This window comes from Mesorhizobium sp. LHD-90, from assembly GCF_030929505.1.
Taxonomy (GTDB): Bacteria; Pseudomonadota; Alphaproteobacteria; order Rhizobiales; family Rhizobiaceae; genus Kumtagia.
Genome location: NZ_JAVFVV010000006.1, coordinates 44038 through 70868, shown reverse-complemented (window position 1 = coordinate 70868; position 26831 = coordinate 44038). Strand labels below are relative to the sequence as shown.

The window sequence follows — 26831 nt, the reverse complement described above, 5'->3', positions numbered from 1 at the left end:
TTGAAGATTATGCGGCCTTGCGGTTGCGCGCCGCAAGCCAGGCCGACGTCAACCGCTCGAAGCGCCCGGCCATCTCGGCGATTGCTTCCTCGTCGCCGATCCTGCCTGCAAACCAGCGCTCGGCCGGCTCCATGAAGATGGTGCGCCCGACCGCAAAACCCTTGACCGCCGGCGCCTCGGCGGTGGCGCGGAACGCCTCCATCAACTCATTCTCCGGCGCCTCCAGCCCGAGCAGCACCACGCCGCGGCAGAGCGGGTCGTTGCGCTCGATGACCGCACCGATGCGCCGCCACGCGGCGGCCGAATTCTGCGGCTCCAGCTTCCACCAGTCCGGCTTGATGCCGAGCGCATAAAGCTCCTCCAGCGCGCGCGGCACGGTGTCCTCGTCGAGCGCGCCGTGCTTGCCGGCGATGATCTCGATCAGCAACTCGCGCCCGACTTTTCGCGCCGCCTCATAGAGCGTGCGCAGCTTTTCCTGCTGCTCCTGTTTCAGCGCCGCCGGATCGTCGGGATGATAGAAACACAGGCATTTGATGCAGTGCTCGACCGGCCACTCCACCAGTTGCGAGCCGATGTCCTGGCTGAATTCGAAGCGCAGCGGCCGCGAGCCCGGCAGTTCGATCGGCCGCCCCAGCCAGGCGAAGGGATGGCGCGCGAATTCGAACATGGCGTCGCGGCCGTGCTTTTCGTCGATCAGCATGCCGTAGCCGTCGCGCCCGGCCGCCACCCGCGCTGCCGCCTTGACCGCCAGCACCTTGAACGGTGCGATTCTTTCCGGCCCAACGCCCGCGGCTTTAGCCGCTTCCTCAAGCTGCACGCGGTGGTCGATGGCGAACGCCATCAGCGACGGGATCTCGCGCCGGCGCGTCGTCGCCCAGTGGATGTTGTTTAGCGTCTCGTCCCTGCGCAGCGCGCGATGCGGGCTGCCGTGGTCAAGGAAATGCTGCAGCTCCGCCCAGGTCGGATATTCCGGCGAGCAGAGCAGCCGCGACACCGCGAAGGCCCCGCAGGCATTGGCCCAGGTCGCCGCCGTCTCGAGGCTTTCGCCACCCAGCCAGCCGCGCAAAAAACCGGACATGAAGGCGTCGCCGGCGCCCAGCACGTTGAACACCTCGATCGGAAAACCCTTGCCGACGACGCCGTCCTCAAGATCGTCGCTGATCGGCCCGTCATAGACGATGCAGCCCATGGCGCCGCGCTTCAGCACGATCGTCGCCGGCGAAACCGCGCGGATCGCCTTCAGCGCGCTCAGCGGATCGTCGGCGCCCGAGGCGATCATGATTTCTTCTTCGGTGCCGACGATGAGATCGCAGTCCGGCAGTACGGATTTGAGCCGGTTCGAAACCCGGTCGGACTTCACATAGCGCTCGAAGCCGGCAGCGTGGCCGGCGAGGCCCCAGAGGTTCGGCCTATAGTCGATGTCGAAGACAACCTTGCGCCCATGCGCCTTGGCGATCTTGATCGCCTTGCGCTGAGCGGCCTCGGTGTTTTCCCGCGAAAAATGCGTGCCGGTCACCACCACGGCGCGCGCCGAGGCGACAAACGCCTCGTCCACGTCGTCAGGGTTGAGCGCCATGTCGGCGCAATCGGTGCGCACGAAGATCATCGGCGAGACGCCTTCCTCCTCCACCGCCAGCAGCACCAGCGCCGTCAGCCGCTCCTTGTCGGTGACCAGCCCGTCGACCGACACGCCTTCGCGCTGCAACTGCTCGCGGATGAAGCGGCCCATCTGCTCGTCGCCGACGCGCGTCAGCAATGCCGAGCGCAAGCCGAGCCGCGCCGTGCCGATGGCGATGTTGGCGGGGCAGCCGCCGACCGATTTTGCGAAGGAGGTTATGTCTTCAAGACGCGAGCCGATCTGCTGCCCGTAGAGGTCGACCGAGGCGCGCCCCATGGTGATGACGTCGAGTGCTGCGTTGTCGTCCGGCGGATTCGCCATGGTGCCTCCCACGATCGATTGGCGCGCCGCCCGCCGGCCCGCGCGCCATCAAGACATCATGAAACATTAGTTCTATCGCTTAGTCAATATGGAATGTATATTCCCTATTTGGCCTCGGCCGCTCTTTTCCCCCGCCGCGACAGCGACCGGCGTTTTTCAGCCACGCCGACCGACAGCGCCATCGACAGCGCCATCGTCGCCGAGAGCGACCGGAACCCGCCGAAATCCGCCTCCGCCACCTCGAACCAGACGTCGGCAAACTGCGCCAGCGGCGAGAAAGCACTGTCGGTGATGGCGACCATCGGCACCCCCTGCTCCGACAGCACCCGCGCTTCCTCGATCGTGCCTGGGGCGTAGGGCGAAAAACTGATGGCCAGCGCGGCATCCCCGGCGGTTGCGAAGGAGATGACTTCCGGGTTCAGGCCCGACGGCGATTCGACGATCTGGCTGCGGACCTTCAGCTTGCCCAGCGCATAGGCGATGTAGCTGGCCACCGGATAGGAGCGGCGGCGCGCCAGTATGTAGATCGTCTCGGCTTGCGCCAGCATGGCGATCGCCCGGTTCAGCACCTCCTCGTCGAGCGTGCGCGCCATGGTCGCCAGCGAGTTTTCGGACGCCGTCAGAAAACCTTCCAGGATCTTGCGGCTGCCGCCGTCCCCTCCGTCCGCACGCAGGCCGCTCAGCCGCTCCTCATAGGAGGAGTTTCGCTCGCGCAGCCGCTCGCGGAACACCGATTGCAGGCTGGTGAAACCGGCAAAGCCGAGATGCTGGGCGAAACGGATCAGCGTCGAGGGCTGCACGCCGGCCGAGGTCGCGATGCTTGCCGCCGTACCGAAGGCGATCTCGTCGGGGTTGTCGAGCGCATAGGCCGCCACCTGCGCGATTCGCTTGGGCAGCGACTGCCGGCGCTCCAGGATGAGCGCGCGCAGCCCGTCATAGTCCCGCGGCGGCTCTTCCGCCGCAATTTCCTGAGTGTCGTTCATGCGCGCCGGCTTCCTTCCATCGGGCGATCAGGCACAGCTTGCCCAATAAAATGAAATAGCCGTTCCATTTCAATAAAAAATCGACTAGTTCGTACAAAATTGCCGCAAAAACCGGCAGTCCTTATCGGAGATGGGCAGATGATAGGCGTCGGGCTGATCGGTACGGGTTTCATGGGCAAGTGTCACGCGCTTGCGTGGAATTCGGTCGGCACCGTATTCGGTGACGTGCCGCGGATAAAGCTCGTCCATCTCGGCGAGGCCAATGACGAATTGGCGCAGCGAAAGGGCCGCGAATTCGGTTTCGAAAAAGCCTCCGGCGACTGGCGCGCTGTAGTGAACGACCCCGAGGTCGACATCGTGTCGGTGACCTCACCTAACCAGTTCCACCCCGAAATGGCGATCGCCGCGCTGCAGGCGGGAAAACATGTCTGGTGCGAGAAGCCAATGGCCCCCGCGCTGGCCGAATCGCAGGCCATGACGGAAGCTGCCCGCCAATCCCGCAAAGTGGCGGTGCTCGGCTACAACTACATCCAGAGCCCCGCCTTCCGCCACATCCGCCAGTTGCTCGACGAAAAGATCATCGGCGACGTCAATCTCGTGCGCATCGAGATGGACGAAGACTTCATGGCCGATCCAGACGCCCTGTTCTTCTGGAAACACGAGGCGGCATCCGGCTACGGCGCGCTCGACGATTTCGCCGTGCATCCGCTGTCGCTGATCTCGAAACTGTTCGGCCGCGTGTCGCGCGTCATGTGCGACATGGCAAAACCCTACGCTGACCGCCAGGTGGCCGGCGGCGGGCGCCGAGCCGTCGAGACCTACGACATCGCCAGCGTGCTGATGCGGCTGGAAAACGGCATCGCCGGCACGCTGCTGGTCAACCGCTCGGCCTGGGGCCGCAAGGGCCGCATCGCCGTGCAGATCTTCGGCTCCAAAGGCTCGATCGTCTTCGACCAGGAGCGCTTCAACGAACTCCAGCTCTATGTGACGTCCGACCGCGCCACCGAGCAGGGTTATCGCACCATCCTGATCGCGCCGCACCACAAGCCATACGACCGCTTCATTCCCGCCCCCGGCCACGGCCTCGGTTTCAACGACCTCAAGATCATCGAATGCCGCGAGCTGATCTCAAAACTCGAGGGCAAGCCGGCGCACATCATCGATTTCGACGAGGGTTTTGAGATCGAGCGGACCGTGCACGCCATGGCCGACTCCTTTGCCAAATCGGCCTGGGTCGACGTGCGCTGAAATCGTCATTCTCCCCGCTTGCGATGGGGCCCTCGCATAGGCGGCTGTTCCCGGCCATCGTCCGAGGGGTGGAAGGTGCGAGGCGGCGCTCTCGTTGTTCCACGATTGGACACGTCGCAGGAGACCATGGGTTATCGTTTTGGTTTGGAGCCTTGTTCTTCATCGGCTCTGTAGCGTCGAGTCCGAGGCATGGCGCGGCCATTTCTTGATGGCCTTCTCGCGCTTGATGGCGTCAATCACCCAGGCATGTTCCTCGAACCATACCAGGCGCGTGACTCCGTATCGCGCTGCGAACTTCGAGCCGGTTCCGGTCCGATGCTGGAGAAGGCGGCCAGCAAGATCGGAAGTGACGCCGGTGTAAAGCGTTCCGTTCTTTTGCGATGCCAGGATGTAGACAAAGCCCCGTCTGCCCATTGACGAAGCTTAGCACGGAATATCTCACATCAGGCCGGAAACCGCTTCTACTCCCCCACCACCCCGGCGACATTCTGGTCATAGTCGACCAGCGAGCCGGTCATGATGCCGGAATGCGGACTGACCATGTAGGCGATCAGTCCGGCAAGCTGGTCGGGTTTGGCCAGTTGCCCCATCGGCTGGGTGGCCTCCGCCTTCTCCAGCCAGTCGGCCGGCGCGTCGTGCCATTTCTGCTGCACGACCGTCTCGCCGGGCGTGTCCATCCAGCCGGGCAGCACGGCGTTCACGCGGATTCGGTTCTTGCGATAGGCGTTGGCGGCGTTCTTGGTCAGCACCGCCAGCGCGCCCTTGCTCGCCGAATAGGGCGCGAGGAACGACTGCCCGGCATGCGCCGACATCGACAGCACGTTGACGATCGAGCCCGGCTTCTCGGCTTCCAGCAGGTGGCGCACCAGCCGCTGCATCAGGAAGAACGGCCCGCGCACATTGGTGTGGAATATCTGGTCGAAGAGTTCCGGCGTCGTATCGATCAGCGAGCCGCGCGCCGAGGTGGCGGCGGCGTTGACCAGCGCGTTGAGGCTGCCGAAATGCCCGAGCCCCTCGGCCATGACATGGCCGCTGGCGGCGGCGTCGGACAGATCGGCGCTGATGAAGATCGCGTCGGCGCCCTTCTGCTTCAGTGCCGCGACCGCCGCCTTGCCTTTCTCCTTCGAGCGCCCGACCAGCGCCACCGCCCGGCAGCCCTCGTCGACCAGCCGGTTGGCGACCGCGAAGCCAACCCCCTGCGCGCCGCCGGTGACGATCGCCCGCGTGCCGCTGTTGCGTCCCTCGTCCATATCCATCCCTTCCTTCAAAATACAAACCGCCTTGCCCTTGCCGAGCAGGCGCGGCTCGTCGAACTTTTGTTGCCTAACCCGGCCTGCCCTTAAACCTTGACGGCCCTGCCTTCCCTGGCCGACTTCAGCGCCGCGTCGGCCAGCTTCAGCGCCATTAGCCCGTCCTGGCCGCTCGGCGAGGCCGCCTTGCCCTTGCTCGCCGCCTCGATGAACGTAGCGATCTCGTTGGCGTAGGCGTCGATGTAGCGGGTCATGAAGAAATCGTGCAAGGGCGGTTTCGTGTAGCCCTTGCCGTTGGCAAGTTCGATCGACACGGGCCGCTGGTTCTCCGCCGCGACCATGCCCTCCGAACCATGCACCTCGATGCGCTGGTCGTAGCCATAGGTGGCGCGGCGCGAATTGCTGATCACGCACTGCTTGCCGCTTGCGGTCGTCAGCAGCACGCTGACGCTGTCGAAATCGCCGGCCTCGCCGATCTTTTTGTCGACCAGCACGGAGGCCGTCGCCATAACCGTCACCGGCTCCTCACCGAGCAGGAAACGCGCCATGTCGAAATCGTGGATGGTCATGTCGCGAAAGATGCCACCGGAACGGCCGATATAGTCGAGCGGCGGCGGGCCGGGATCGCGCGAGGTGATCACCACCTGCTCGACCTTGCCGATGGCGCCGTCGTCGATCGCCTTGCGCACGGCGGCGAAATGCGGGTCGAAGCGGCGGTTGAAGCCGACCATCAGCGTGGCCCCCGTCTTGTTGACCACCTCAAGGCACTTCTCGACACGCTCGACGTCGAGATGGATCGGCTTTTCGCAGAAGATCGCCTTGCCGGCGCGAGCAAAGCGCTCGATCAGGTCGGCATGGGTGTCGGTCGGCGTGCAGATCACCACCGCGTCGATGTCCTTGGCCTTCTCGATCTCGTCGATGCTGCGCACCTCGCAGCCATAGGCCTGCGCAATATCCGTCGCCGGCTTTTCGAAGGCGTCGGCGACCGCGACCAGTTTCGCCGACGAGTTGGAGCCGATGGCTCTTGCGTGGACTTTGCCGATGCGGCCGGCGCCCAGAAGACCGAAACGAGTAGCCATATAGCGTCACTCCGAAAAGCGGGGCCGCAGCGGCCCCAACGGTTGAATCTTTCCTGGGCTCTCAGAGCCCGTCTCGAAACACGTCAGGGCGAGGCGAAAATGCGGATTTCGAGAACCGGAGCGCAGCGTACATGCAGGTACGTGAGCACTGGAAGCGCAGAAATTCGCATTTGCAGCCCGCCCTCACATGTTTCGAGACGGGCGCTCAGACCCTAAGCGAACGTCGCCTCGTCGCCGACCCCGGACTTCACGCCGGTGATCATCGCCACGATCTCGTTGCCGGTGGTCTTGTCCTTGTCGACCACGCCGACGATACGGCCGCGCCGGAACACCCAGATGCGGTCGACCAGGTCGAACACCTGCCTGAGATTGTGGCTGATCAGGATCAGCGGAATGCCGCGCTGCTTCAGCGTACGGATGATGTTTTCGACCTGCGCCGTCTCCTGCACGCCGAGTGCCGCCGTCGGTTCGTCCATGATGATCAGCTTGGAGGCAAAACTCGCCGCCCGGCTGATCGCCACGCATTGCCGCTGGCCGCCCGACATGTAGCGGATCTTGCTCTTCAGGTCCGGGATCTTGACGCCGGTCGTCTTCAGCGCCTCCAGCGCGCGGGTGTGCATCAGCCGCTCGTTGAGGAAGCTGAACGGGCCGAGGTTGAAGTAGATCTTTTCGCGCCCGAGGAACAGGTTGGAGGGCACGTCGAGATCGTCGGCCAGCGCCAGATTCTGGAACACGGTCTCGATGCCGACGTCGCGGGAGTCGAGCGGGCTCTTGAACTCGACCTCTCGCCCGTCGAAATGGATCTTTCCGGAGGTCGGCGATTCCACCCCGGTGATCTGGCGCACGAAGGTCGACTTGCCGGCGCCATTGTCGCCGACGATGGCGACGTGCTCGCCGTCACGCAGTTCGAAATCGGCGTCCTCGAGCGCCTTGACGCCCCCATAGTGCTTGGTGAGGCCCTCGGTCCTGAGGATGATTTTTTCGGTCATGGCCGTTTCCTCGTTTGGTTCGCCGCGCGGCCGGCGTTCGCTCAGCCGCGGCTCCTGACCCGTTGCCGGTAGACGTCGAGCACGACGGCCGCGACGATGATCACGCCCTTGATCATCTCCTGGTAATAGGCGTCGATCCTCAGGAAGGTGAAGCCCGAGATGATGACGCCGAAGATCAGTGCGCCCAGCATCGTGCCGACGATCGAACCGCGCCCGCCGGAGAGCGAGGTGCCGCCGATCACCGCCATGGCGATGGCGTCGAGTTCGTACATGACGCCCATGCCGGCCTGCGCCGTCAGGTTTTTCGAGGACAGCACCAGCGCGGCCACCGCGGCGAGCACGCCGGCGATGGAATAGACCAGGATCTTGTGGTGCTCGACATTGATGCCGGAGATGCGCGCCGCCTGCTCGTTGGAGCCGATCGCGTAGCAATATTTGCCGTAGCGCGTGTAGCGCAGGATCACCATGAACAGGACAGCCAGCGTCACGAAGATCACGACCGGCATGAGCCCCTTGCCGATCGCCGCGAAGGATTCGGTCGGAAACGAGATCGGCTGGCCCTTCGACCACCACCTGGCGACGCCGCGCGCCGTCACCATCATGCCGAGCGTGGCGATGAAAGGCGGGATTTTCGTATAGGCCACCAGCGCCCCGTTTATCAGCCCGGCGACGAGGCCGCACGCCAATCCCACAAGAACCGGCACGATCACCGGCAGGTCAACCCACCCCTGCTCGAGGAAGACGCCCTTCGGATTGGGCTGGCCGTTGACCAGCGCCACCTGGGCGAAACTCATGGAAATCATCGCCGTGGCGCCGACGACCGAACCCGACGACAGGTCGATGCCGCCGCTGATGATCACCTGCGTCACGCCGATGGCGATGATGCCGACGATCGAAACCTGCAGGATGATGATCTCCAGCCGCTGCTGGTTGAAGATGCCGTCGACATTGTCGCGGGTGTTGAAGAGGAAACTGTCGCCGATCAGCAGGCGCCCGAGCAGTTCGAACGCGGCGACGATCGCGATCAGCGCGATCAGCACGTTCAGCTCCGGTGGGCGGGCCCGCTTCGACGCGTCGAAGGCAAGGCCGCCGATCCCACGGCTGGTTTCCGCCATCTTGTCCTCCTGGTCTTGCCTGCGTCGGCGGCGTCGCCGCTCCGGGCGCCGCCGGGCGGCTGCGAGGCGGCCCGTCGCGCCCAGCCCCGTGGAGCGGCGCGGACGCCGCCCCGGTTTTCGGTCAGCCTATCCGCTCAGTTCTTCTTCAAAAAGTCGCCGATATTGGCCGGCGTGACGAGCTGGAACGGAATGTAGACCTTCTGGTCGACGGCCTCGCCCTTGGCGAGCTTGAGGGCGGCGTCCACCGACCCCTTGCCCTGGCCGGCCGCGTCCTGGAACACGGTCGCGTCGAGATCGCCCGCCTGCATCGCCGCCAGCGCGTCCTGCGTGGCGTCGACACCGCCGACGACCACCGACTTCATGTCGATGCCCGCCGCCTTCATCGCCTGGATGGCGCCGATGGCGCTCTCGTCATTGTTGGCGATCACGCCGTCGAACTTGGTGCCGGTCGACAGCCAGTTGGTCATCAGGTTCTGCGCCTCGTCGCGTCGCCAGTTGGAGGTCTGCTTGTCGATGATCTTGATGAACGAACACTCGGGCGTGGCGATCACGTCGTCGATGTCCTTGGTGCGCATGACGGCCGCCTGGTTCGACAATTCACCCATGATTACATAGACATGCGCCTCGGTCTTGCCGGCCTCCTTGAACAGGCGGCAGACCTCCTGCGTCTCCAGCGTGCCGGACTCCTGCTCGTTCGAGGCGACGAAGGCCTGGTTGTCGGGCAGCGTATCGACATTGATCGGCTCGCGGTTGACATAGACCAGCGGCACTTTGGCCGCCGCCGCCGCATCCGACATCGCCTGCGTGGCCGAGGTGTCGACCGGGTTGACGATGATGGCGTCGACGCCCGAGGCGATAAAATTCTTGATCTGGTCGAGCTGCTTGGCGACGTCGTTCTGCGCGTCCTCGACCTGCAGGTTCACGCCGTCGAGGGTCTTGCCGTATTCGACCATGCCGTTGCGCAGCACGGTCAGAAAATTGTCGTCGAACAGCGCCATCGAGACGCCGATATTCTCCGCCATGGCGGCGCTCGTCATCAGCGCGGACACGGCCGCGCTCAAAAGCAATTTCCTCACTGTCGTCTCCTCCGCGATAGGGTGTCCGGATGCACCCCGTTGCCGTCCGGAAGCCCCGGCGTCGCCGCCGCTGGCCCGTTCCTCCGTCCCGACTCGGTTTTACGCCCGCGTGTCGGGTCCCTGCGGTTCGGCCGATTTTCAGAACGTTCAAGCCGAACCAATATTATTTTGAAATATTTATTCCAAAAATCGAGAAGGCGTCAAGAGCGATTTCGGCAACCCGACGCGGCGCGGAGCCCCCGGGAGCAAATCCGCCGGAGAGCTCAGCGCTGCCGCATGAATCTTTGCCGTGAAACCGAATGCGGCGGGCTTGCACGCGTCGATGCGCGCTCGACAGCGTCCGCCCAATGCGCTGCCCCGGCTTGGCCGTGCCGGTTGGCGCGGGTGGCGCAACTGCCCGGTTCAGAACTCGAAGCGTTTCTGCTCGATCTCGGCCGTCAGTTCGGCGGCCATGGCGCGGGTGATCCGCGCCTTGCGCTCCAGCGCGGTGCGGTCGAGCCGGTCGACGATCTGGATCGCCGCCGAGAGCGAGCGCTCGATCCGCCGCACCAGGAACTGCACGACATTCGCCTCCACCTCGACCTGCCGGTCTGCGAAGAGTTTCGTGATCACGCCGGCCAGCAGCAGATCGTCCGGTTCATGGATCTCGACGGTCGTCGCGGCCTTCAGTCGCGAGGCGAGATCCGGCAGCGCGATGCCCCAGGCCGGCGCGAAACGCCGCGCTGTCAGCAGCAGGTGTCCTCCGCCGGCGCGCATCGCGTTGATCAGATGGAACAGCCCCGTCTGGTCCAACCCCGGCGCATCGGCGTCCTCGACCAGATAGGCCAGGCCGGTCCAGCCCGATGCACCGGCATCCAGCTTGCCTGCCGAAAGCGACTCCGCACCCGACATCTCCCGCCAGACCTCCGCCAGATGCGATTTGCCCGATCCCGGCGGGCCGGCGAGCACCACCACCGGCGACGGCCAGTCGGGCCAACGCTCGATGAGGGCGGCGGCGTCCCGGTTGGCGGCCGACACGATGAGATCGTCGCGCGACAGGCCCGGCGCGTGGCCGAGGTCGAGCGGAAGTTGGCGAGGCGGCTCCGGCTTGCGCATGGCGCTACGCCGCCAAGGCGACAGCGCCGGCCGGGGCTGAGTGGAGTTCCGCGGCCAAGGTCAGTCCGCCTTGTCCGCCTTGCCAGCCGCGGGCTTCCGCGCCTTGATGGCGGCATCCTGCGAATGGCCGACATAAAGCGGCGAATCGAGATAGCGCGAGATGGCGAAGCGCACCAGCACGGCGATCGCCGCCGCCGCCGGCACGGCGATCAGCAGGCCGACGAAGCCGAACAGCGCGCCGAAGGCGAACAGCGCAAACATCAGCCACACCGGATGCAGGCCGACACTTTTTCCCACCAGCCTCGGCTGCAGGATGTTGCCCTCGATGAACTGGCCGACGAAAAACACCACCGCCACGGCCAGCACCATCAGCCAGTCCGGCCAGAACTGCACGAAGGCGACGCCCAGCGCCAGCACCAGCCCGACCAGCGAACCGACATAGGGGATGAAGCTGATCAGCCCGGCGAACAGGCCGATCAGGATGCCGAAATTCAGGCCCGTCAGCGTCAGCCCGGCCGCATAGATGATGCCGAGCACCAGGCAGAGCGTGCCCTGCCCGCGCACGAAGCCCGCGGTCGCGATGTTGATGTCGGTGGCGATCTGCCGAACGGTGTGGACGTGGTCGCGCGGCACCCAACTGTCCACCCTCGCGACCATGCGGTCCCAGTCGAGCAGCATGTAGAACGCCACCACGGGCGTGACGATGAACAGGCTGGCGATGCTGAACAGCGCCACGCCCGAACTCCAGATCGAGCTGAAGATCGCCGTCACGAAACCGACGCCCGAGGCCAGCAGCGAGTTCAGCCCTTCGCGCAGATCCTCCGCGTTGACGCCAAAACGCCGTTCGATCCACTGCGGATCGAAGCTGGTGATCAGCCCCTGCAGGCGGCTCAGATAGTCCGGCATCTTGGCGATGAAGTCCGAAAGCTGCGACGCCAGCAGCGGGATCAGGATCACCAGGCCGATCACCAGAACGAGGATGAAGCCGATCAGGATCAGGATCGTCGCCATGATGCGCGACAGGCCGAGCTTTTGCAGCCGGTCGGCGACGGGATCGAGGAAATAGGCGAGTGCCATGCCGGCCACGAAGGGCAGCAGGATTTCGCTGAACAGATAGAGGAAAAACGCCAGAAGCAGCGCGGCGATCAGCCAGAAGCGCAACTGTCGGCGGAGCGCCATGCCGGGCGTGTCCGCGCTGACGACCTCAGCGGTTTGCAGTGGTGCTTTCGCCATAACCGTTCATGTGCCTCAGCCAGGCAACGAGATAGGCTGCGGCGGAAGCCACGGTCAAGAGCCCGCAGAGGTAGATCAGGCCGTCGCTGAACCAGCCGAAGTCCGTCCTGAAGGCCAGTTCCCCCAGCACCGATATGGCGAGCACGATCTGGAAGGTGGTGTTGACCTTGGACACCATCAGCGGCTTCATCTCGACCGGCCGCGCCATGATCGAGGACAGCAGCACCGCGGTGACGATGAGCGCGTCGCGGGTGACGGCGGCGATCACAAGCCACAGCGGCAAATTGCCCATGATGCCGAGCACGATGAAGACGCTGACCAGGAGCAGCTTGTCGGCCATCGGATCGAGATAGGCGCCGAGTTCGGTGCGCTGGTTGAAATGGCGGGCGATGAAGCCGTCGACCCCATCGGATACGCCGGCGACGACAAAGCCGGCGAGCGCCCAGTCCATCCGCCCAGAAAGCAGCGCGTAGACCACGCCGGGCACCAGCAGGAAGCGCATGATCGTGATCAGGTTGGGGACGGTCAAGCGCCGCTTCCTCCAGTCGTGTTCTTGTCGACGATAAATGGTCGAGGCCGAAGCGCGCCGCAAGCCCCGTGTTGGCACGACGCGCTGCGCGGCCACTGCGTCCTTTTTCTCCGTTCTTACGGGGAGAAGTGCCCAGCAGGGCGATGAGGGGCGGCGCCGGCGGTCAAGGCCGAGCAAACCGCTCGAAAAAGGGGATGGCAAATAGGCCAAGGCGAAGAAATTTTTCTGCCGGGGGCCGTCTTGCCGTTCGCCAACCCATTGAAATCGTGCGCAGGCGAATGTCCGACGAAACCGCCTTCGCCAAAAAATCGCGCCGGCCGTCCCCCTCCCCAAAACCACGCGCATACTTGCTGCCAGTTTCTCCTGCGGGAACGCCGATCATGACGGTGTGAAGGCGGGGAGGAACCGGCGCCTCCGGTGCGGGAAGACGTAACCCGCGCCCGGGGAGGCTTTGTCCGAAGGTCCTCCCTCCGCAACTACGTGCGGTGTGCGCTGGACGACGCGCTTAAGCACGGCCAGCCGAGGCGAAAGCCGGAGCCGGAGCTGTCGCGAAGCAGGACGGGACAGAGCCCAAAATCGCCGGACGGGCGGCCGCAAGGTCGCATATATACCTAGATGAGCGACCCTGCGGCCGCCCGTCTTCCCGAACTTCCCAATGGCCAGACGCGAAAGCGGGCGTGGCAACGGGGAAGGCTGCACGGAAGGGACCGTTCCCGCGCAAGGCTGCAGCACCGATCGTCGCGTTCTGCTTGCGGGCAAGATAGGATCATGCAAAGAGCCGGGTATGCGAGCAGCCGGAACCAAGCGATGAGCGGGCAGAAGAACGGGCTCACCTATGCCAAGGCGGGCGTCGACATCGACGCCGGCAACGAGATGGTGGAGCGCATCAAGCCGCTGGTGCGTGCCACCCGCCGCGCCGGCGCCGACGGCGAGATTGGCGGCTTCGGCGGCCTGTTCGATCTGAAGGCCGCGGGTTTCTCCGACCCGGTGCTGGTCGCCGCCAATGACGGCGTCGGAACAAAACTCAAGATCGCCATCGATTCCGCCCGGCACGACACGATCGGCATCGATCTGGTTGCCATGTGCGTCAACGACATCGTCGTGCAGGGCGCCGAGCCGCTGCTGTTCCTCGACTATTTCGCTACGGGCAAGCTCGATGTCGAGCAGGGCGTGGCCATCGTCGGCGGCATCGCCAAGGGCTGCCGCATCGCCGGCTGCGCGCTGATCGGCGGCGAGACCGCCGAGATGCCGGGCATGTATCACGGCAACGACTACGACCTCGCCGGTTTTGCCGTCGGCGCGGCCGAGCGCGGCCAGCTCCTGCCGACCGACGACATCGTCGAAGGCGACGTCATTCTCGGCCTCGCCTCCTCGGGCCTGCATTCCAACGGTTTTTCGCTGACGCGCAAGATCGTCGAACTGTCCGGCCTCGGCTGGAATGACCCCGCTCCTTTCGCCGACGGCCTGAGCCTGGGCGAAGCCCTGCTGGAGCCGACCCGCATCTATGTGAAACCGCTCTTGCAGGCGATCCGCGGCACCCACGGCATCAAGGCGCTGGCGCATATCACCGGCGGCGGTTTTCCCGACAACATCCCGCGCGTTTTGCCCAAGGATTTTTCCGCCGAGATCGATCTCGAATCGATCGACGTCCCCCCGGTCTTCTCGTGGCTGGCGCGCACCGGCGGCGTCGCGCCGGAAGAAATGATGCGCACCTTCAATTGCGGCGTCGGCATGATCGCCGTGGTCGCGGCGGGACAGGCGGCCCAGGTGGCCGCGGTGCTGCAGGAGGCCGGCGAGACGGTGGCGCCGATCGGCCGCATCGTGCCGCGCCGCGACGCGGGCGTGATCTATCGCGGGACACTTGCCCTATGATCGTCAAGAAGCGCGTTTCGATCCTGATTTCGGGTCGCGGCTCGAACATGGCCGCGCTGATCACTGCGGCCAGGGAGCAGGATTTTCCCGCCGAGATCGTCGGCGTCGTCTCCGACAGGGCGGATGCCCCCGGTCTGGCCTATGCCGATGCAGCCGGCATTGTCACCAAAGTGCTCCCGCGCGTCGATTTCGACAGCAAGGAAGCGCACGACCAGGCGATCGACGCGACGCTGCATGTGTTCGGTGCCGAGATCGTCTGCCTCGCCGGCTATATGCGGCTGCTGACCGACGCCTTCGTCGCCGAATGGTCAGGACGGATGATCAACATCCACCCTGCCCTGCTACCGCTGTTCAAGGGCCTCGACACGCATCGCCGCGCAATCGAGGCCGGCGTGCGCATCCACGGCTGTACCGTGCATTTCGTGACGCCGCAGATGGACGACGGGCCGATCATCGCGCAGGCTGCGGTGCCGGTGCCGGTCGGGGACACGGAAGAAAAGCTCGCTGCGCGCGTGCTGAAGGCAGAGCACCGTCTCTACCCACTGGCGCTGCGGCTGGTCGCCGAGGACAAGGCCCGCATGGAAGGCGTCGACGTCGTCTTTTCGGGTTTCGAGGACGCCAATGCCAACCGCTCCGGCACCCTCTTCGCGCCGGAGCCGCTCCAGACCGACTACGATCTCGAGCATTTGGCGCGCATCACACCATGAGGCGGGACGGAGGCGTCGGATCGACGGGAAACGGACCGCGGTCGCGATGACCGGAAATCCACTGCGATATCTGCTCCTGCCTGTCTCCGCCCTGCGCCTGTTCTCGGGCTACAAATCATTCCGCGACCCCTATCTCGGCAGTGTGTCGCTGAACCGCCGGGGCCTGCACGTATGGCGCTTGCGCCTCGCCCACGCCGTGACGAGGCATCGAAGGAAGCGACTGGAGAAGCTGGTTTCCGACCGGCACAGGGACGAGTTCGCCGCCAACGGTTTTGTCGAAATCCGCGATGCGCTTGCCGCGCCCGATCATGCCGCGCTACTGGCCGAACTTCGTAGCTTGTCCGCGCCGGCCCGCGAGATGAAGGAAGGCGCTGCCGTCACCCGCCGCATCGGGGTAACGCCCGACCTTCTCGCCGACATGCCCGCCCTGCGGCAGTTTCTGGCCTCGCCGGAATGGTCCGGCCTCACCCGTTATGTCGGCGGCTTCGATGCCGAGCCGATCGTCTGTGTCCAGACGATCTTCGGCGAAGCCGCGAGCGGTGGCTCAAGCTCCGATCCCCAGACTCGGCTGCACACGGACACGTTTCATCCGACGATGAAGGCGTGGCTGTTCCTGGAAGACGTCGCGCCGGATCAGGGGCCGTTCACCTATGTTCCCGGTTCGCATCTTCCGACCGAACGCCGGCAGGCATGGCACAAGAGGCGCAGCGTGCTTTCTTCGGAAGGCGCGCTGAAGGGTGGGGCCTTCCGCGTTACCGACGCCGAACTGCGGCATCTGCACCTGCCGCCCCGTCACGTCTTCGCCGTACCGGGCAACACGCTCGTCGTCGCCGACACATTTGGACTGCATGCCAGAGGCTTGTCCGCCAGATCGTCCACAAGGGTGGAAATCTATGCGTCGATGCGGCCGAACCCCTTCAATCCGCTGACCTTCCTCGACACCGCATGGATTCCCCTCGTGCGCGGCCGCAAGGTTCTGATCGGCTGGTGGCTGGAGGACATGCTCGTTTGCCTCGGCCTGGGCCGCCGCATCTGGAAGGCGGCGGGACGCGTCAACCCGTGGCAGCGCGCGCAAAGCTGAGCGCCATGAAAACGCTGCTCCTCCTCCGTCACGCCAAGTCGAGCTGGGAGGACGCCGGGCTCGCCGACTTCGATCGGCCGCTCGCGCCGCGCGGCATCCAGGCAGCGCCGCGAATGGCGCGCGAACTGGTCTGGCGCGGCTGGCTGCCCGACGCCGCAATGGTGTCGCCGGCGCTGCGGACACGCCAGACGTGGGACCTCGTGGCCGCTGAACTGCCCGATCCGCCGAAGCCCGGTTTCGCGGAAGGCATCTATGAAGCCTCGGCCGATGGGCTGCTGACGGAGATCCGCAAGGCGCCCAAGGCAGCCGATACCCTGCTGGTGCTCGGGCACAATCCCGCGCTGGAGGATTTTTCCGGATTGCTTGCGTCCGCCGATTCCGAATCCGGAGCGCTGACCCGCCTGCGCGAAAAATTCCCGACCGCGGGGCTTGTCCGTTTCGTCTTCGCCGGCAGATGGGACCAACTCGGCCCCGGCGCGGCGCGGCTCACGCATTTCCTGAGGCCTAAGGATTTTCGCTGAATGACCGCCGGACGGCAGGTTTCGCGCCGAATCGCCGATCGGTCAGCGGGCTCACGCCGCCGCCCGTACCCACACCTTGTTGTCATGAACCGCAGCACCACCATAAGGCGCCGGCGCGTCGGCGCCGGTCAACACGTTGATGCCCTCGCCGCGCTCATGCGCACTGTTCGGCCATACGCCTTCGGCGATCACCACGCCGCGCCTGACGCCGTCGAAGAGCTTTGCGTGCAGCACCACCTCGCCGCGCGGATTGCCGATCTCTACTCGAGCACCCTCGTCCAGCCCAAGCGACGCTGCATCGTCGGGATGGATCAAGAGTTGCGGGCGGATTTCCCTGGCGATCGAGACCGGCGTCTCGGTGAAGCTGGAGTTCAGGAAATTGCGCGCCGGCGAGGTCGCCAGCCGGAACGGGTGCTCGTCATCGGCCACCTCGATCAGGTCGACATGGTCCGGGAATTCCGGCAGCCGCTGGTGCGGACCGAAGATACCCATGCTCTTCGGCGGGCGGTTGGGCGCTGGCGTGCCGGTCCAATCAGGACGAAAGCGATATTTCCCATCCGGGTGGCCGAACCCGCTAATGAAATGCGCCTGTTCGAACTCCGGCTGCAGGTCGGCCCAACGCTGTTCCTTGAAGGTCTCGAAGGTTCCAAGACCCTTCTTGTCCAGCATGATGTCGATGTGCTCACGCTCGGTCAGGCCGAAGCCCGGCCGGTCGGCGACGCCGAGGCGTTTCGCCAGTTCCTCGATAACGAAATGGTTGGAGCGCGGCCCTTCCGGCGGATCGATCAGTTTCGGGCCGAGCGTGATGTGCTGGTTGCCGCCGCCCTTGTAGATGTCGTCGTGTTCCAGGAACATCGTCGCCGGCAGCACGACGTCGGCGAGTTTTGCCGTGTCGGTCATGAACTGCTCGTGCACGCAGGTGAACAGGTCGTCACGCAAAAAGCCCTGTTTCACCAGCCGCTGCTCCGGCGCGACGTTGGCCGGATTGGTGTTCTGGATCAGCATCGCCGTCACCGGCGGCCCGCCGAACAGCGCGTCCGGCGCGCCGGTCAGCACCGGCCCGATGCGGGAATGGTCGAGATAGCGGATGTTCGGATCGCGCAGCCTCGTGCCCTCGACGAGATCGGTGTTGAGTTTCAAAATGCCGGAGTTGGAGTGGAAGGCGCCGCCGCCTTCGTATTGCCAGCAGCCGGTCACCGCGGCAATCGACAGCGCTGCATGCATGTTGACCGCGCCGTTGCGCTGGCGCGAAAACCCGTAGCCGAGCCGGAAGAAGGTGCGTTTGGTGGTGCCGACGAGTCGCGCGAAGGCCTCGATCTCTGCCACGGAGAGACCGGTGATGTCAGCCGCCCATTCCGGCGTCTTGTCGGCCAGATGCGCTTCAAACCCCTTCGGATCGTCGGTGTATTTTTCGAGATAGGCGCGGTCGGCCAGTCCGTCCCGGAACAGCACGTGCATGACCGCGCAGGCCAGTGCCCCGTCGGTGCCGGGCTTCAGCACCAGGCCCATGTCGGCCTGCTTCATGGTGGCGTTGTCGTAGATGTCGATCACCACGATCTTGGCGCCGCGCTCCTTGCGGGCGCGCACCGCGTGGGTCATCACGTTGACCTGCGTGACCACCGCATTGGTGCCCCAGATCACCACGCAATCGGACTTCGCCATCTCGCGCGGATCCGGCCCGGCGAGTTTTCCGGCGCCCATCATCCAGCCGGTCCAGGCGAGATTGGTGCAGATGGAGCCGAAAAAGCCGGAATATCTTTTTGCGTGCCGCAGCCGATGGATGCCGTCGCGCTGCACCAGGCCCATTGTGCCGGCATAATAGTACGGCCAGACCGTCTCGCTGCCGTATTTCTCTTCCGCCGCGACGAATTTTTCGGCGACGAGATCGAGCGCGGATTCCCAGTTCGCCTCCTTCCAGATGCCATCGCCCTTTGCGCCGGCGCGCACCAAGGGCTTCAACAGGCGGTCCGGATGGTGGACGCGGTCGGCGTAGCGCGCGACCTTCGCGCAGATCACGCCGGCCGTGTAGGTGTTTGCCTTGGCGCCGTGGATGCGGCCGATCGTGCGCTCGTCGAGCAATTCGACGTCGAGCGCGCAGGTCGACGGGCAGTCGTGCGGACAGGCCGAATGGCCGATGCGGAGTTTGGCTTGCGCGATGCTGGCGTGCTGGTTCATGGCCGCGTGTCTAGCCGGTTTTGCAACGCAGGTGTAGAGCCAGTCACTTGTTCGGACTGGATGGCTGGACCACTGCTACGCACCCAGTCAGACAAAAAGCTTCACAAGCTAACCTCAAATCGTTTGAGATCTATGTTCTGCTTCCTTGGAATAACCAGCTCGTATCTCGACTTGCCGCGCTCTGTGATGTGAATATGCCAGTACATCCCGGAAGCCGTTTCCGACACATGCAGATCATCTAGGATTTCGGCTACCGCATTTCTCGGCAGTGCAAACGCTAGGTCTAAATCCATACAACCGAGAACAAAGAATCCCTCAACTCCATCCTTCAGAAAGGCATCCCACTTCGGGTGGTAGGCATACCAATATGTTGAGCCGGCTGCATATCTCTTGGATATCGTGCAGGCGATTCGTTTTTCATGATTTGCGCTTTGGTAGAGAGCACGGCTCTTCTTGACCAACGGATCACCAAGGTGGGACGACATCGCCGCCACAATCGCGTCCCGCTTGATCTGCAACTGGCGGCTGTCTGTCATTCCATGAGTGATAGAGGCTGATTCAGTCCGCGTTTCCTCTCTTATTTCAACCTTTGAATCGGTTGCGACCTCCGCCGCTAGATCTTGCTCTATGTCCTTTGCCGTCGTGAACATCACGTCAACCAGGCCATCGAGTCTGGTGTACTCGACTGGCGTCAACACGCTCCGTATCTTGCTACCCGTTTCCGGCTCGTCGGAGTCTTCCTTCAAGGTCACAAGCTTGATCAGCGCTTCGGCGCTTATCAGGCGAATGTCCCATGCATGACGTGAACCTCTTATCTGAGCTTCGAGCTCACCGGTATCCTGACGACCAACCACTATCAAAATAGATGAATTTTCGGAAATTACCGCAGAAGAGATTAATTTCTGTCGATACTCAGAGAGCGTATCCAATGAGATACGGTAGGCGTCGCTAGTTTTCACCTCAACAACGACGGTTCTTCCTTCGGGTGACTTCCATAGACCGTCGAATCCAATGGAATTTGATGTACCTTGATAGCGACCATTGGCCACCTCATAGTCGAGGCGTCGGCCAAGCTCATTGACCAAATCTTGGAGAACCATCCCTCCCTTTTCAAATTTTGAACCTAGGCAGTGTTGGACATATTTGGCCAGCTTTTCCGAAGGAACCTCTGAGAAAAATGTCACTAACTCTGACGAGCAGACGGAACCATCCCGAAGGTTCCCATCTCCCGCGGAGGATACGACCTGCTCGATTGTGAATTGATCAATCGCCTCAGGATTGGATTGCCAGATGGATAGGAGCGGCATGGGAGGCGACGGCCCTTTTGCAGCAGTGTGAGAAGTTGATTCGCCTCACGATACGTGGGGTTGTGGTCGGAATGCAAAGCATCACTTCTGTCCGCAGAGCATATTGACTCCACTTCTCAATTTAGTCCGCCTACGGAGCCTAAATTTCCGGCGATTGCCCCCTTACTTGAAGCACAGTGCCAGCGCCGCTCCCTCACCGCCTCAAATACAGCCACACGGTGGTCGGGGCCAGGATCGCAGTCAGCACTATGGGTGCGACCAGTGCCAGACCGATCTGGCCAAGAGTCGCGCCGCCGTCCATCAGCCCGCGCAGGGCCGTGGTCATCGACGACACCGGATTGACGTCGACGAAGGCGCGCAGCCAGCCGGGCATGGTGCCCGGGTCGACCATGATGTTGGAGGCGAAGACCAGCGGGAAGATGAAGGTGAAGCCGATGGTCATCACCGTCATCGGCGTGCGGATCAAAAGGCCGAGCACGATAAAAATCCAGCCGACGCCGAAGCCGATGGCGATCAGCAGCGCGAAGGCTGCAACCACGCCGAAAAAACCTTCCTGCGGCCGGTAGCCGAGGATCAGGCCGATGCCGAGGATGATCGACCCGGCGATCAGATGGCGGAGCACATCGCCGACCATCAGGCCGGCAAAGGGCGAGAGCGACCAGATCGGCAGCGAGCGGAAACGGTCGAACAGGCCTTTTCCGAGGTCGGTCGACAGGCCCATGCCCGAATAGACCGAGTTGAAGACAACGGTCTGCACGAGGATGCCGGGCAGGAAGAACTGCAGATAATCGCCGGGCGAGCCGGCAAGCGCGCCGCCGAAGACGAAGGTGAACAGCAGCGTGAACATGATCGGCGTCATCACCAGATCGAAAAGCTGCTCCGGCACGTGCTTGAATTTCAGCACCGCGCGCCAGCCGAAGACGAGTGCATTGGAAATGGCGGAGGGTCGGGCCGGGCGGGCGACCTTCTGCGGGCGCCGCAAGACGATCGTTTCGCTCATCGGCTTTCGTCCTTCTGGCTCTCACCCGAGCCCGGCTGGCCGGTCAAGGCGAAAAACACCTCGTCAAGGCTCGGCTGGCCCATGGAAAAGTCCGAAGGCTCGATGCCTTCGGCGACCAGCACGGCGACAGCCTCGTTGGCGGCCTTTGCCGTCCCGGCGAGTATCGACAGCTCGGCGCCCTCGGTGCTGCGCTGGACCGTATGCCCCAGCCGGCTTTCGAGAATGGCAGCGGCCCGGTCGAGATGCGCCGGATCGGCAAGCGCGACATGCAGCACGCCGGAGCCGGTGGCCGCCTTCAACTCGCGGCTGGTGCCCTCGGCGATCTTTTTACCGTGATCTATGACGGCGATGCGCGCCGCTAGCTGATCGGCTTCTTCCAGATATTGCGTCGTGAGCAGGATGGTGACGCCGGAATCGGCAAGCCCGCGGATCATCGCCCAGACGTCCTTGCGGGCTTTCGGATCGAGGCCGGTGGTCGGCTCGTCGAGGAACAGCACGTCCGGCGTCACCACCAGCGAGGCGGCGATGTCCAGCCGTCGCCGCATGCCGCCGGAATAATCCTTCACCTGCTTGGTGGCCGCGTCGGACAAGCCGAACGTAGCCAGCAGATCGTCGGCCCTGGCTTTCGCGGCGCGGCCGCGAAAACCCCAGAGCCGGGCGAGCAGCATGAGATTTTCCCGGCCGGTCAGGTCTTCGTCGAGCGAGGCGAACTGGCCGGTCATGGCAATGACCTCGCGGACCTTGTGCGGTGCCTGAACGAGATCGTGCCCCATGATGGTGGCGGAGCCGGCGTCGGGACGGGCAAGGGTGGCGAGCATGCGCATCAGCGTGGTCTTGCCAGCGCCATTGGGACCCAGAATGGCAAAGATGATGCCGCGCGGCACCTCCAGGTCGATTCCATCGACCGCACGCACGTCGCCGAAGGCTTTTTTCATGCCGTGCGCGGCAATGGCCAAGGGCACGGCCTCGGTGACATAGCTGAGGGTCCTTGCAGAGGAAGCATCGTTCATCGCGATCGATCCCTGGGGAGCAAAGAGGTTTTTTCAGCTTGGCTTGCCAAGCGAGCCGACGCCTATACCAGCTTTGCGGCTGCCAGGCAGCTTCCGCAAAAACCTCTCCTGACAATTCGCGACATTTGTAGTTGCGAGATGGGGATCGCAATTCCGCCTGGCGTTGCGGCTTTGCGTTCCTGCCGGTCGACAAGCAAACGGGATGCGGGGCTCTGCCTCCCTACTCGGCGATCGCCTCCTCATACTCCGCCGACATCTCCAGCCAGCGTTCCTCCTGCTGAGAGAGTTGAGCGCCAAGCTGCGAGCGCTCCTTGGCGAGCTGGGTGGCGGTCGTCGGATCCTTTTCGTAGACCGTCGGGTCGGCGAGCCGGTCCTCGAGCTGGTCGATGCGCTTGCGCAGCCGGTCCATCAGCGCCTCGGTTGCGCGGATCTCCTTGGCCAACGGTTCGGCGGCGGCACGGCGCGCGGCGGCCTCGCGGCGGCGGTCGGCCTTCGATGCCTTGTCGGCCTCGCGTTTCTCGCGCCGGTCGGTCGAGACGCCGGTGACGACCTGGCGGTAATCCGCCATGTCGCCGTCGAACGGAGCAACCGAACCGTCCTTCACCAGCCAAAGTCGGTCGGCCGTCGCCTCGATCAGGTGGCGGTCGTGGGAAATCAGGATGACAGCGCCCGGAAAATCGTTCAGCGCCAGCATCAGCGCCTCTCTGGAGTCGATGTCGAGGTGGTTGGTGGGCTCGTCGAAGATGAACAGGTTCGGCCCGTCGAAGGCCGACAGCCCCATCAAGAGCCGCGCTTTCTCGCCGCCGGAAAGATCCTTCGCCGGCGTGTTCATCTTCTCGGTGGTCAGGCCGAACTGGGCGACGCGCGCCCGCACCTTCGATTCCGGCGCCTCCGGCATCATGCGGCGCACATGCTCGTAGGCGTTCTCCTCCGGCCGCAAATCGTCGAGCTGGTGCTGGGCGAAGATCGACACTTTCAGCCCCGGCGCAACCGTCATCGTGCCGGTCTCGGCCTTCAGTCGGCCCGCAAGCAGTTTTGCAAAGGTCGACTTGCCATTGCCGTTGGCACCCAGCAGCGCGATGCGGTCGTCGTTGTCGATACGCAGGTTGAGCTTCTTCAGGATCGGCTGCCCCGGCTGATAGCCGACATTGACGCCCGACAGCGCGACGATAGGCGAGGCGACCGTCTTCACCGGCTCGGGAAAGCTGAACGGCCGCACCGTATCGTCGAGCACGGCGGCGATCGGCTTCATCTTCTCCAGCGCCTTGATGCGCGACTGCGCCTGCCGGGCCTTCGAGGCCTTGGCGCGGAAACGGTCGACGAAGGACTGCAGGTGCTTGCGCTGCGCCTCCTGCTTGATCCGGCTCTTTTCCTGCAACTCCAATTGCTCCGAGCGCTGGCGCTCGAACTGGTCGTAGCCGCCGCGCCAGAAGGTCAGTTTCTTCTGGTCGAGGTGGACTATGGAGTTGACCGCCCGGTTGAGAAGGTCGCGGTCGTGGCTGATCAGCAGCACCGTATGCGGGTATTTCGAGACATAGTTTTCCAGCCAGAGCGTGCCTTCAAGGTCGAGATAGTTGGTCGGCTCGTCGAGCAGCAGAAGGTCCGGCTGCGCGAACAGCACCGCCGCAAGCGCCACGCGCATGCGCCAGCCGCCCGAAAAGGACGACGCCGGCCGCCTTTGCGCCTCGGAATCGAAGCCGAGACCGGCAAGGATGGTCGCGGCGCGCGCTTCCGCCGAATGCGCGTCGATGTCGGCAAGCCTGATGTGGATCTCGGCGATGCGGCCCGGATCGGTCGCCGTCTTCTCCTCCTCAAGCAGCGCCGCCCGCTCGGTGTCGGCGGCCATCACGATGTCGATCAGCGGCTCCTCGGTGCCGGGCGCCTCCTGCGCCACCTGGCCGATGCGTGTGTTCTTCGGCAACGAGATCGAACCCGTCTCGCTGGAAAGATCGCCGGTGATGGCGCGGAACAGCGTGGTCTTGCCGGTGCCGTTGCGGCCGACCAGCCCGGCCTTGGCTCCCTCGGGCAGCGACAGGGTGGCATGGTCGAGAAGCAGGCGCCCGGCGATGCGGAGCGAAAGGTCGTTTATGGTCAGCATGGCAGCGCGCTTGTGGCGGACACGGCCCGCAAGATCAAGGACCGAAGTTGAATGCGCAAGCCGCGATGTGTATATTCGTAGCGATCTATACACACGGGATACGGCCGATGCGTACGAACATCGATATCGACGAAAAGGCCCTGAAGGAACTGATGGCCCTCACCGGCGCCAAGACAATGAAGGAAGCCGTCAACAACGCAGTGCGCGATCAGTTACGGCAGCAGCGTGCCATCGACGTCTTGCGCAGCTTGCGCGGCAAGGTTGAATGGGAGGGCGACCTCGACGCAATGCGGCGCGACCGTTTTTGATCCTCGTCGATACGTCGGTCTGGATCGCTTTCTTCAGACAGGCCGATTCACCCTATACGCTCGCGCTGGATAGCTTGCTGGCGGCGAAGGAAGTTCTCGCCGGCGACTTGATCGCCGCGGAAGTTCTGCAAGGCATAAAGGGCGCAAGGGAAGAAAAGCTGATCGCCTCGGCTCTGCTGCAACTTCCCACCAGAGACCTGTGCGGGATCGAGATTGCCGGCAAGGCGGCGACAAATTACCGGCGGCTACGCGGGAAAGGCATAACCGTTCGCGGCACCATCGACATGATTATCGCAACCTGGTGCATCGAGAACGACACCGAGTTGCTGCACAATGATCGCGACTTCACCATCATGGAATCCGAACTCGGACTGAAGATCTACAACCGTCTGACCTGAGTGGTGCTGGACAGGCCGCCCTCACACAAACTCCCTGCCCTCCTCCGTTCGCTGGAACTGAACGAGGTCGAGCGAAAGACTCGGCTTGCCGAGCGCGGTGAAGATCATGTGCATCTGGCCGCGATGGTGCGTCTGGTGGTTGAAGACGTGGGCCAGTGCCGGCGCCAGCCGCTGCGAGATGGTGCGCATTTCCGAAAGCGTGGTGTAGGTGAAGCGCCCGGCGAGGTCCCTGGCGGAAAGGCCCGCGATCCAGCCGATGATACGCCAGTCCTCAGCAATCCGCGCCTGTCGCAGTTTTTCAAGATCGGTGCAGAGGATCGTATCCAGCGCCGTCGGCGCATCGCCCAGTCCGCTGAACCGCTTCATCCAGATCCGGTCGGTCACCAGCAGATGGTTCAGCGTGCCCATCGCCGATTTGAAGAAGGCGCCGGTTTCGTGGTTGAATTCTTCAGGCGTCAGGTCCGCCGCGGCGTCGTAGACGCGCTGGTTGGCCCAACGGTTGTAGGCCGCGAACATCTCGAAATGCTGCTTCATCGGCTTTCCTTTTGCGACCGGCGCGGCGAAGTTGGCAGCAGTCCTATTCGTGAAATCAAGGGCCGCCAATGACCATTCTGCTCTATGAACTCGCCGGAACCGATTCTTCGCGGCCCTTCAGCCCGCATTGCTGGAAGACGGTGATGTCGCTGGCGCACAAAGGCCTACCCTACGAGACCGTCGCGACCCCGTTCACGCAGGTTCCGCGGGTCGAGGGCGGCGTCTCGAAAACCGTGCCCGTCATCCGCGACGGCGACCGCGTCGTCCCGGATTCCTTTGCCATCGCGATTTATCTCGATGAGACTTATCCCGACCGCCCCAGCCTGTTCGGCGGTCCCGGCGGCATGGCAACCGCGCGCTTTATCGAACGCTGGTCGCAACTCACCGTGCACCCCTTCCTCGGCGCGGCGGCCCTGATGGACATCCACGGCATGCTGGCGCCAGTCGACCAGGCCTATTTTCGCGAGAGCCGCGAAAAACGCTTCGGCAAGCCTATCGAACAGGTGCCGGGCGACCGCGAGCAGAAGCTCGCGAACTTCCGCGCCGCGCTGGAGCCGTTGCGCAGCATGTTGTCCTACCAGCCGTTCATCGGCGGAGCCTCGCCGCTATTTGCCGACTACATCGTGTTCGGCGCCTTCCAGTGGCTCCGCATCGTTTCGCCGTTCCAGGTGCTCGCCGCCGACGATCCGGTGGCCGCCTGGTTCGAACGCTGCCTCGACCTGCATGACGGCACCGGCCGGCGCGTTGCCGCAGCCGCCTGACGTCCCTCCCCTTGGCAAGGCGGCGGACCGCCTGTATAGGCTCCGCCATTCCCCCTTTCCGATGGTTCACAAGGATTTTCCATGGCGATCGAACGCACTTTTTCGATGATCAAACCCGATGCGACGCGGCGCAACCTCACCGGCGCAATCACCAAGATGCTGGAGGACGCCGGACTGCGCGTCATCGCCTCCAAGCGCGTGTGGATGAGCCGCCGCGAGGCCGAGGGTTTTTACGCCGTCCACAAGGACCGGCCGTTCTTCGGCGAACTCGTTGAGTTCATGTCGTCGGCCCCGACCATCGTCCAGGTCCTCGAAGGCGAGAACGCGATCGCGAAGAACCGCGAAGTGATGGGCGCCACCAACCCGGCCAACGCCGCCGACGGCACCATCCGCAAGGTGCACGCCCTGTCGATCGGCGAGAATTCCGTGCACGGCTCGGACGCTCCCGAGACCGCGGCGCAGGAAATCCGCTACTGGTTCTCCGACACCGAGATCGTCGGCTGAGACAATGCGTCCGGAAACG

General features: G+C 64.0%; 26 protein-coding genes. 9 read left to right on the top strand and 17 right to left on the bottom strand.

Annotated elements, in window-relative coordinates; all coding sequences use genetic code 11:
- Positions 1-7 precede the first annotated feature (7 nt).
- Positions 8-1939, bottom strand: a complete 1932-nt coding sequence (iolC, locus tag RB623_RS09810; protein ID WP_308056610.1) for a 5-dehydro-2-deoxygluconokinase — start codon at positions 1937-1939, stop codon at positions 8-10.
- Between the two features lie 104 nt (positions 1940-2043).
- The gene (locus tag RB623_RS09805; RefSeq protein ID WP_308056609.1) at positions 2044-2922 is read right to left on the bottom strand and encodes a MurR/RpiR family transcriptional regulator; all 879 of its coding nucleotides are present in this window, start codon (positions 2920-2922) and stop codon (positions 2044-2046) included.
- Between the two features lie 138 nt (positions 2923-3060).
- Here RB623_RS09805 and RB623_RS09800 point away from each other — a divergent pair, with 138 nt between their 5' ends.
- On the top strand, positions 3061-4170 hold the full coding sequence (locus RB623_RS09800) for a Gfo/Idh/MocA family oxidoreductase (protein ID WP_308056608.1): 1110 nt from the start codon (positions 3061-3063) through the stop codon (positions 4168-4170).
- A 159-nt stretch (positions 4171-4329) separates the two neighbouring features.
- Here the strand turns inward: RB623_RS09800 and RB623_RS09795 are convergent, their stop codons facing one another.
- The 9 genes from RB623_RS09795 to RB623_RS09755 all read right to left on the bottom strand — a co-directional run bounded on the left by RB623_RS09795 (position 4330) and on the right by RB623_RS09755 (position 12536).
- Complete coding sequence (locus tag RB623_RS09795; protein WP_308056607.1) at positions 4330-4584, bottom strand: GIY-YIG nuclease family protein; 255 nt, start codon at positions 4582-4584, stop codon at positions 4330-4332.
- A gap of 47 nt (positions 4585-4631) precedes the next feature.
- Positions 4632-5426 carry an SDR family oxidoreductase gene (locus RB623_RS09790; protein WP_308056606.1) on the bottom strand — a complete coding sequence of 265 codons (795 nt, stop codon included), beginning with the start codon at positions 5424-5426 and terminating at the stop codon, positions 4632-4634.
- An 83-nt stretch (positions 5427-5509) separates the two neighbouring features.
- Positions 5510-6499, bottom strand: coding sequence for an inositol 2-dehydrogenase (gene iolG / locus RB623_RS09785; protein ID WP_308056605.1), 990 nt, complete (start codon positions 6497-6499; stop codon positions 5510-5512).
- A 212-nt stretch (positions 6500-6711) separates the two neighbouring features.
- Positions 6712-7488, bottom strand: a complete 777-nt coding sequence (locus RB623_RS09780) for an ATP-binding cassette domain-containing protein (protein ID WP_308056604.1) — start codon at positions 7486-7488, stop codon at positions 6712-6714.
- A gap of 41 nt (positions 7489-7529) precedes the next feature.
- Positions 7530-8603, bottom strand: a complete 1074-nt coding sequence (locus RB623_RS09775) for an ABC transporter permease (RefSeq protein ID WP_308056603.1) — start codon at positions 8601-8603, stop codon at positions 7530-7532.
- A 134-nt stretch (positions 8604-8737) separates the two neighbouring features.
- A complete protein-coding gene (locus RB623_RS09770; protein ID WP_308056602.1) occupies positions 8738-9679 on the bottom strand; it encodes a sugar ABC transporter substrate-binding protein in 942 nt (313 codons plus the stop codon).
- Between the two features lie 402 nt (positions 9680-10081).
- Positions 10082-10774 carry a DnaA regulatory inactivator HdaA gene (hdaA, locus tag RB623_RS09765; protein WP_308056601.1) on the bottom strand — a complete coding sequence of 231 codons (693 nt, stop codon included), beginning with the start codon at positions 10772-10774 and terminating at the stop codon, positions 10082-10084.
- Between the two features lie 60 nt (positions 10775-10834).
- Complete coding sequence (locus RB623_RS09760; protein ID WP_374121662.1) at positions 10835-12007, bottom strand: AI-2E family transporter; 1173 nt, start codon at positions 12005-12007, stop codon at positions 10835-10837.
- Complete coding sequence (locus RB623_RS09755; RefSeq protein ID WP_308056598.1) at positions 11979-12536, bottom strand: CDP-alcohol phosphatidyltransferase family protein; 558 nt, start codon at positions 12534-12536, stop codon at positions 11979-11981. The genes RB623_RS09760 and RB623_RS09755 overlap by 29 nt, the downstream gene beginning before the upstream one ends.
- An 807-nt stretch (positions 12537-13343) precedes the next feature.
- Between RB623_RS09755 and purM the strand changes: the two genes are divergently transcribed.
- Genes purM through RB623_RS09735 form a run of 4 tightly spaced genes read left to right on the top strand, consistent with a single transcriptional unit; the run spans position 13344 to position 16717 of the window.
- Positions 13344-14408 (top strand): phosphoribosylformylglycinamidine cyclo-ligase, encoded by a 1065-nt coding sequence (gene purM / locus RB623_RS09750; RefSeq protein WP_308056597.1) that lies wholly within the window; start codon positions 13344-13346, stop codon positions 14406-14408.
- Complete coding sequence (purN, locus tag RB623_RS09745; RefSeq protein WP_308056596.1) at positions 14405-15115, top strand: phosphoribosylglycinamide formyltransferase; 711 nt, start codon at positions 14405-14407, stop codon at positions 15113-15115. The genes purM and purN overlap by 4 nt, the downstream gene beginning before the upstream one ends.
- A gap of 46 nt (positions 15116-15161) precedes the next feature.
- Positions 15162-16196, top strand: a complete 1035-nt coding sequence (locus RB623_RS09740; protein WP_308056595.1) for a phytanoyl-CoA dioxygenase family protein — start codon at positions 15162-15164, stop codon at positions 16194-16196.
- Positions 16197-16201: 5 nt separating this feature from the next.
- A complete protein-coding gene (locus tag RB623_RS09735) occupies positions 16202-16717 on the top strand; it encodes a histidine phosphatase family protein (protein ID WP_308056594.1) in 516 nt (171 codons plus the stop codon).
- Positions 16718-16768: 51 nt separating this feature from the next.
- Here the strand turns inward: RB623_RS09735 and RB623_RS09730 are convergent, their stop codons facing one another.
- The 5 genes from RB623_RS09730 to RB623_RS09710 form a co-directional block, all read right to left on the bottom strand.
- The gene (locus RB623_RS09730; protein WP_308056593.1) at positions 16769-18892 is read right to left on the bottom strand and encodes a molybdopterin oxidoreductase family protein; all 2124 of its coding nucleotides are present in this window, start codon (positions 18890-18892) and stop codon (positions 16769-16771) included.
- Between the two features lie 101 nt (positions 18893-18993).
- Positions 18994-20199, bottom strand: coding sequence for a hypothetical protein (locus tag RB623_RS09725; RefSeq protein ID WP_308056592.1), 1206 nt, complete (start codon positions 20197-20199; stop codon positions 18994-18996).
- A gap of 193 nt (positions 20200-20392) precedes the next feature.
- Complete coding sequence (locus RB623_RS09720) at positions 20393-21199, bottom strand: ABC transporter permease (RefSeq protein ID WP_308056591.1); 807 nt, start codon at positions 21197-21199, stop codon at positions 20393-20395.
- Complete coding sequence (locus RB623_RS09715) at positions 21196-22209, bottom strand: ATP-binding cassette domain-containing protein (protein ID WP_308056590.1); 1014 nt, start codon at positions 22207-22209, stop codon at positions 21196-21198. The genes RB623_RS09720 and RB623_RS09715 overlap by 4 nt, the downstream gene beginning before the upstream one ends.
- 220 nt (positions 22210-22429) lie before the next feature.
- Entirely contained in the window at positions 22430-24307 is a 1878-nt protein-coding gene (locus RB623_RS09710) for an ABC-F family ATP-binding cassette domain-containing protein (RefSeq protein ID WP_308056589.1), read from the bottom strand.
- A gap of 107 nt (positions 24308-24414) precedes the next feature.
- On the opposite strand from RB623_RS09710, the gene RB623_RS09705 reads away from it, so the two are divergent.
- Positions 24415-24615 (top strand): type II toxin-antitoxin system VapB family antitoxin, encoded by a 201-nt coding sequence (locus RB623_RS09705; RefSeq protein WP_308056588.1) that lies wholly within the window; start codon positions 24415-24417, stop codon positions 24613-24615.
- Positions 24612-25013 carry a PIN domain nuclease gene (locus RB623_RS09700; RefSeq protein WP_308056587.1) on the top strand — a complete coding sequence of 134 codons (402 nt, stop codon included), beginning with the start codon at positions 24612-24614 and terminating at the stop codon, positions 25011-25013. Before RB623_RS09705 ends, RB623_RS09700 begins: the two co-directional genes overlap by 4 nt.
- Before the next feature lie 21 nt (positions 25014-25034).
- On the opposite strand, the gene RB623_RS09695 is transcribed toward RB623_RS09700, so the two are convergent.
- On the bottom strand, positions 25035-25547 hold the full coding sequence (locus tag RB623_RS09695; protein WP_308056586.1) for a DinB family protein: 513 nt from the start codon (positions 25545-25547) through the stop codon (positions 25035-25037).
- 68 nt (positions 25548-25615) lie between these two features.
- Between RB623_RS09695 and RB623_RS09690 the strand changes: the two genes are divergently transcribed.
- Both RB623_RS09690 and ndk read left to right on the top strand, forming a co-directional pair.
- On the top strand, positions 25616-26308 hold the full coding sequence (locus tag RB623_RS09690) for a glutathione S-transferase family protein (protein WP_308056585.1): 693 nt from the start codon (positions 25616-25618) through the stop codon (positions 26306-26308).
- An 81-nt stretch (positions 26309-26389) separates the two neighbouring features.
- Complete coding sequence (gene ndk, locus RB623_RS09685) at positions 26390-26812, top strand: nucleoside-diphosphate kinase (RefSeq protein WP_308056584.1); 423 nt, start codon at positions 26390-26392, stop codon at positions 26810-26812.
- Positions 26813-26831 lie beyond the last annotated feature (19 nt).

What these genes read in the sequence shown, in the direction of transcription:
- RB623_RS09735 (WP_308056594.1), top strand. Translation starts at nt 16,202, where the DNA reads ATGAAAACGCTGCTCCTCCTCCGTCACGCCAAGTCGAGCTGGGAGGAC.
- RB623_RS09690 (WP_308056585.1), top strand. Translation starts at nt 25,616, where the DNA reads ATGACCATTCTGCTCTATGAACTCGCCGGAACCGATTCTTCGCGGCCC.
- RB623_RS09730 (WP_308056593.1), bottom strand. Translation starts at nt 18,892, where the DNA reads ATGAACCAGCACGCCAGCATCGCGCAAGCCAAACTCCGCATCGGCCAT.
- purN (WP_308056596.1), top strand. Translation starts at nt 14,405, where the DNA reads ATGATCGTCAAGAAGCGCGTTTCGATCCTGATTTCGGGTCGCGGCTCG.
- RB623_RS09725 (WP_308056592.1), bottom strand. Translation starts at nt 20,199, where the DNA reads ATGCCGCTCCTATCCATCTGGCAATCCAATCCTGAGGCGATTGATCAA.
- iolC (WP_308056610.1), bottom strand. Translation starts at nt 1,939, where the DNA reads ATGGCGAATCCGCCGGACGACAACGCAGCACTCGACGTCATCACCATG.
- RB623_RS09775 (WP_308056603.1), bottom strand. Translation starts at nt 8,603, where the DNA reads ATGGCGGAAACCAGCCGTGGGATCGGCGGCCTTGCCTTCGACGCGTCG.
- iolG (WP_308056605.1), bottom strand. Translation starts at nt 6,499, where the DNA reads ATGGCTACTCGTTTCGGTCTTCTGGGCGCCGGCCGCATCGGCAAAGTC.
- hdaA (WP_308056601.1), bottom strand. Translation starts at nt 10,774, where the DNA reads ATGCGCAAGCCGGAGCCGCCTCGCCAACTTCCGCTCGACCTCGGCCAC.
- RB623_RS09780 (WP_308056604.1), bottom strand. Translation starts at nt 7,488, where the DNA reads ATGACCGAAAAAATCATCCTCAGGACCGAGGGCCTCACCAAGCACTAT.
- RB623_RS09740 (WP_308056595.1), top strand. Translation starts at nt 15,162, where the DNA reads ATGACCGGAAATCCACTGCGATATCTGCTCCTGCCTGTCTCCGCCCTG.
- RB623_RS09715 (WP_308056590.1), bottom strand. Translation starts at nt 22,209, where the DNA reads ATGAACGATGCTTCCTCTGCAAGGACCCTCAGCTATGTCACCGAGGCC.
- RB623_RS09695 (WP_308056586.1), bottom strand. Translation starts at nt 25,547, where the DNA reads ATGAAGCAGCATTTCGAGATGTTCGCGGCCTACAACCGTTGGGCCAAC.
- ndk (WP_308056584.1), top strand. Translation starts at nt 26,390, where the DNA reads ATGGCGATCGAACGCACTTTTTCGATGATCAAACCCGATGCGACGCGG.
- RB623_RS09760 (WP_374121662.1), bottom strand. Translation starts at nt 12,007, where the DNA reads ATGGCGAAAGCACCACTGCAAACCGCTGAGGTCGTCAGCGCGGACACG.
- RB623_RS09805 (WP_308056609.1), bottom strand. Translation starts at nt 2,922, where the DNA reads ATGAACGACACTCAGGAAATTGCGGCGGAAGAGCCGCCGCGGGACTAT.
- RB623_RS09795 (WP_308056607.1), bottom strand. Translation starts at nt 4,584, where the DNA reads ATGGGCAGACGGGGCTTTGTCTACATCCTGGCATCGCAAAAGAACGGA.
- purM (WP_308056597.1), top strand. Translation starts at nt 13,344, where the DNA reads ATGAGCGGGCAGAAGAACGGGCTCACCTATGCCAAGGCGGGCGTCGAC.
- RB623_RS09710 (WP_308056589.1), bottom strand. Translation starts at nt 24,307, where the DNA reads ATGCTGACCATAAACGACCTTTCGCTCCGCATCGCCGGGCGCCTGCTT.
- RB623_RS09720 (WP_308056591.1), bottom strand. Translation starts at nt 21,199, where the DNA reads ATGAGCGAAACGATCGTCTTGCGGCGCCCGCAGAAGGTCGCCCGCCCG.
- RB623_RS09790 (WP_308056606.1), bottom strand. Translation starts at nt 5,426, where the DNA reads ATGGATATGGACGAGGGACGCAACAGCGGCACGCGGGCGATCGTCACC.
- RB623_RS09800 (WP_308056608.1), top strand. Translation starts at nt 3,061, where the DNA reads ATGATAGGCGTCGGGCTGATCGGTACGGGTTTCATGGGCAAGTGTCAC.
- RB623_RS09705 (WP_308056588.1), top strand. Translation starts at nt 24,415, where the DNA reads ATGCGTACGAACATCGATATCGACGAAAAGGCCCTGAAGGAACTGATG.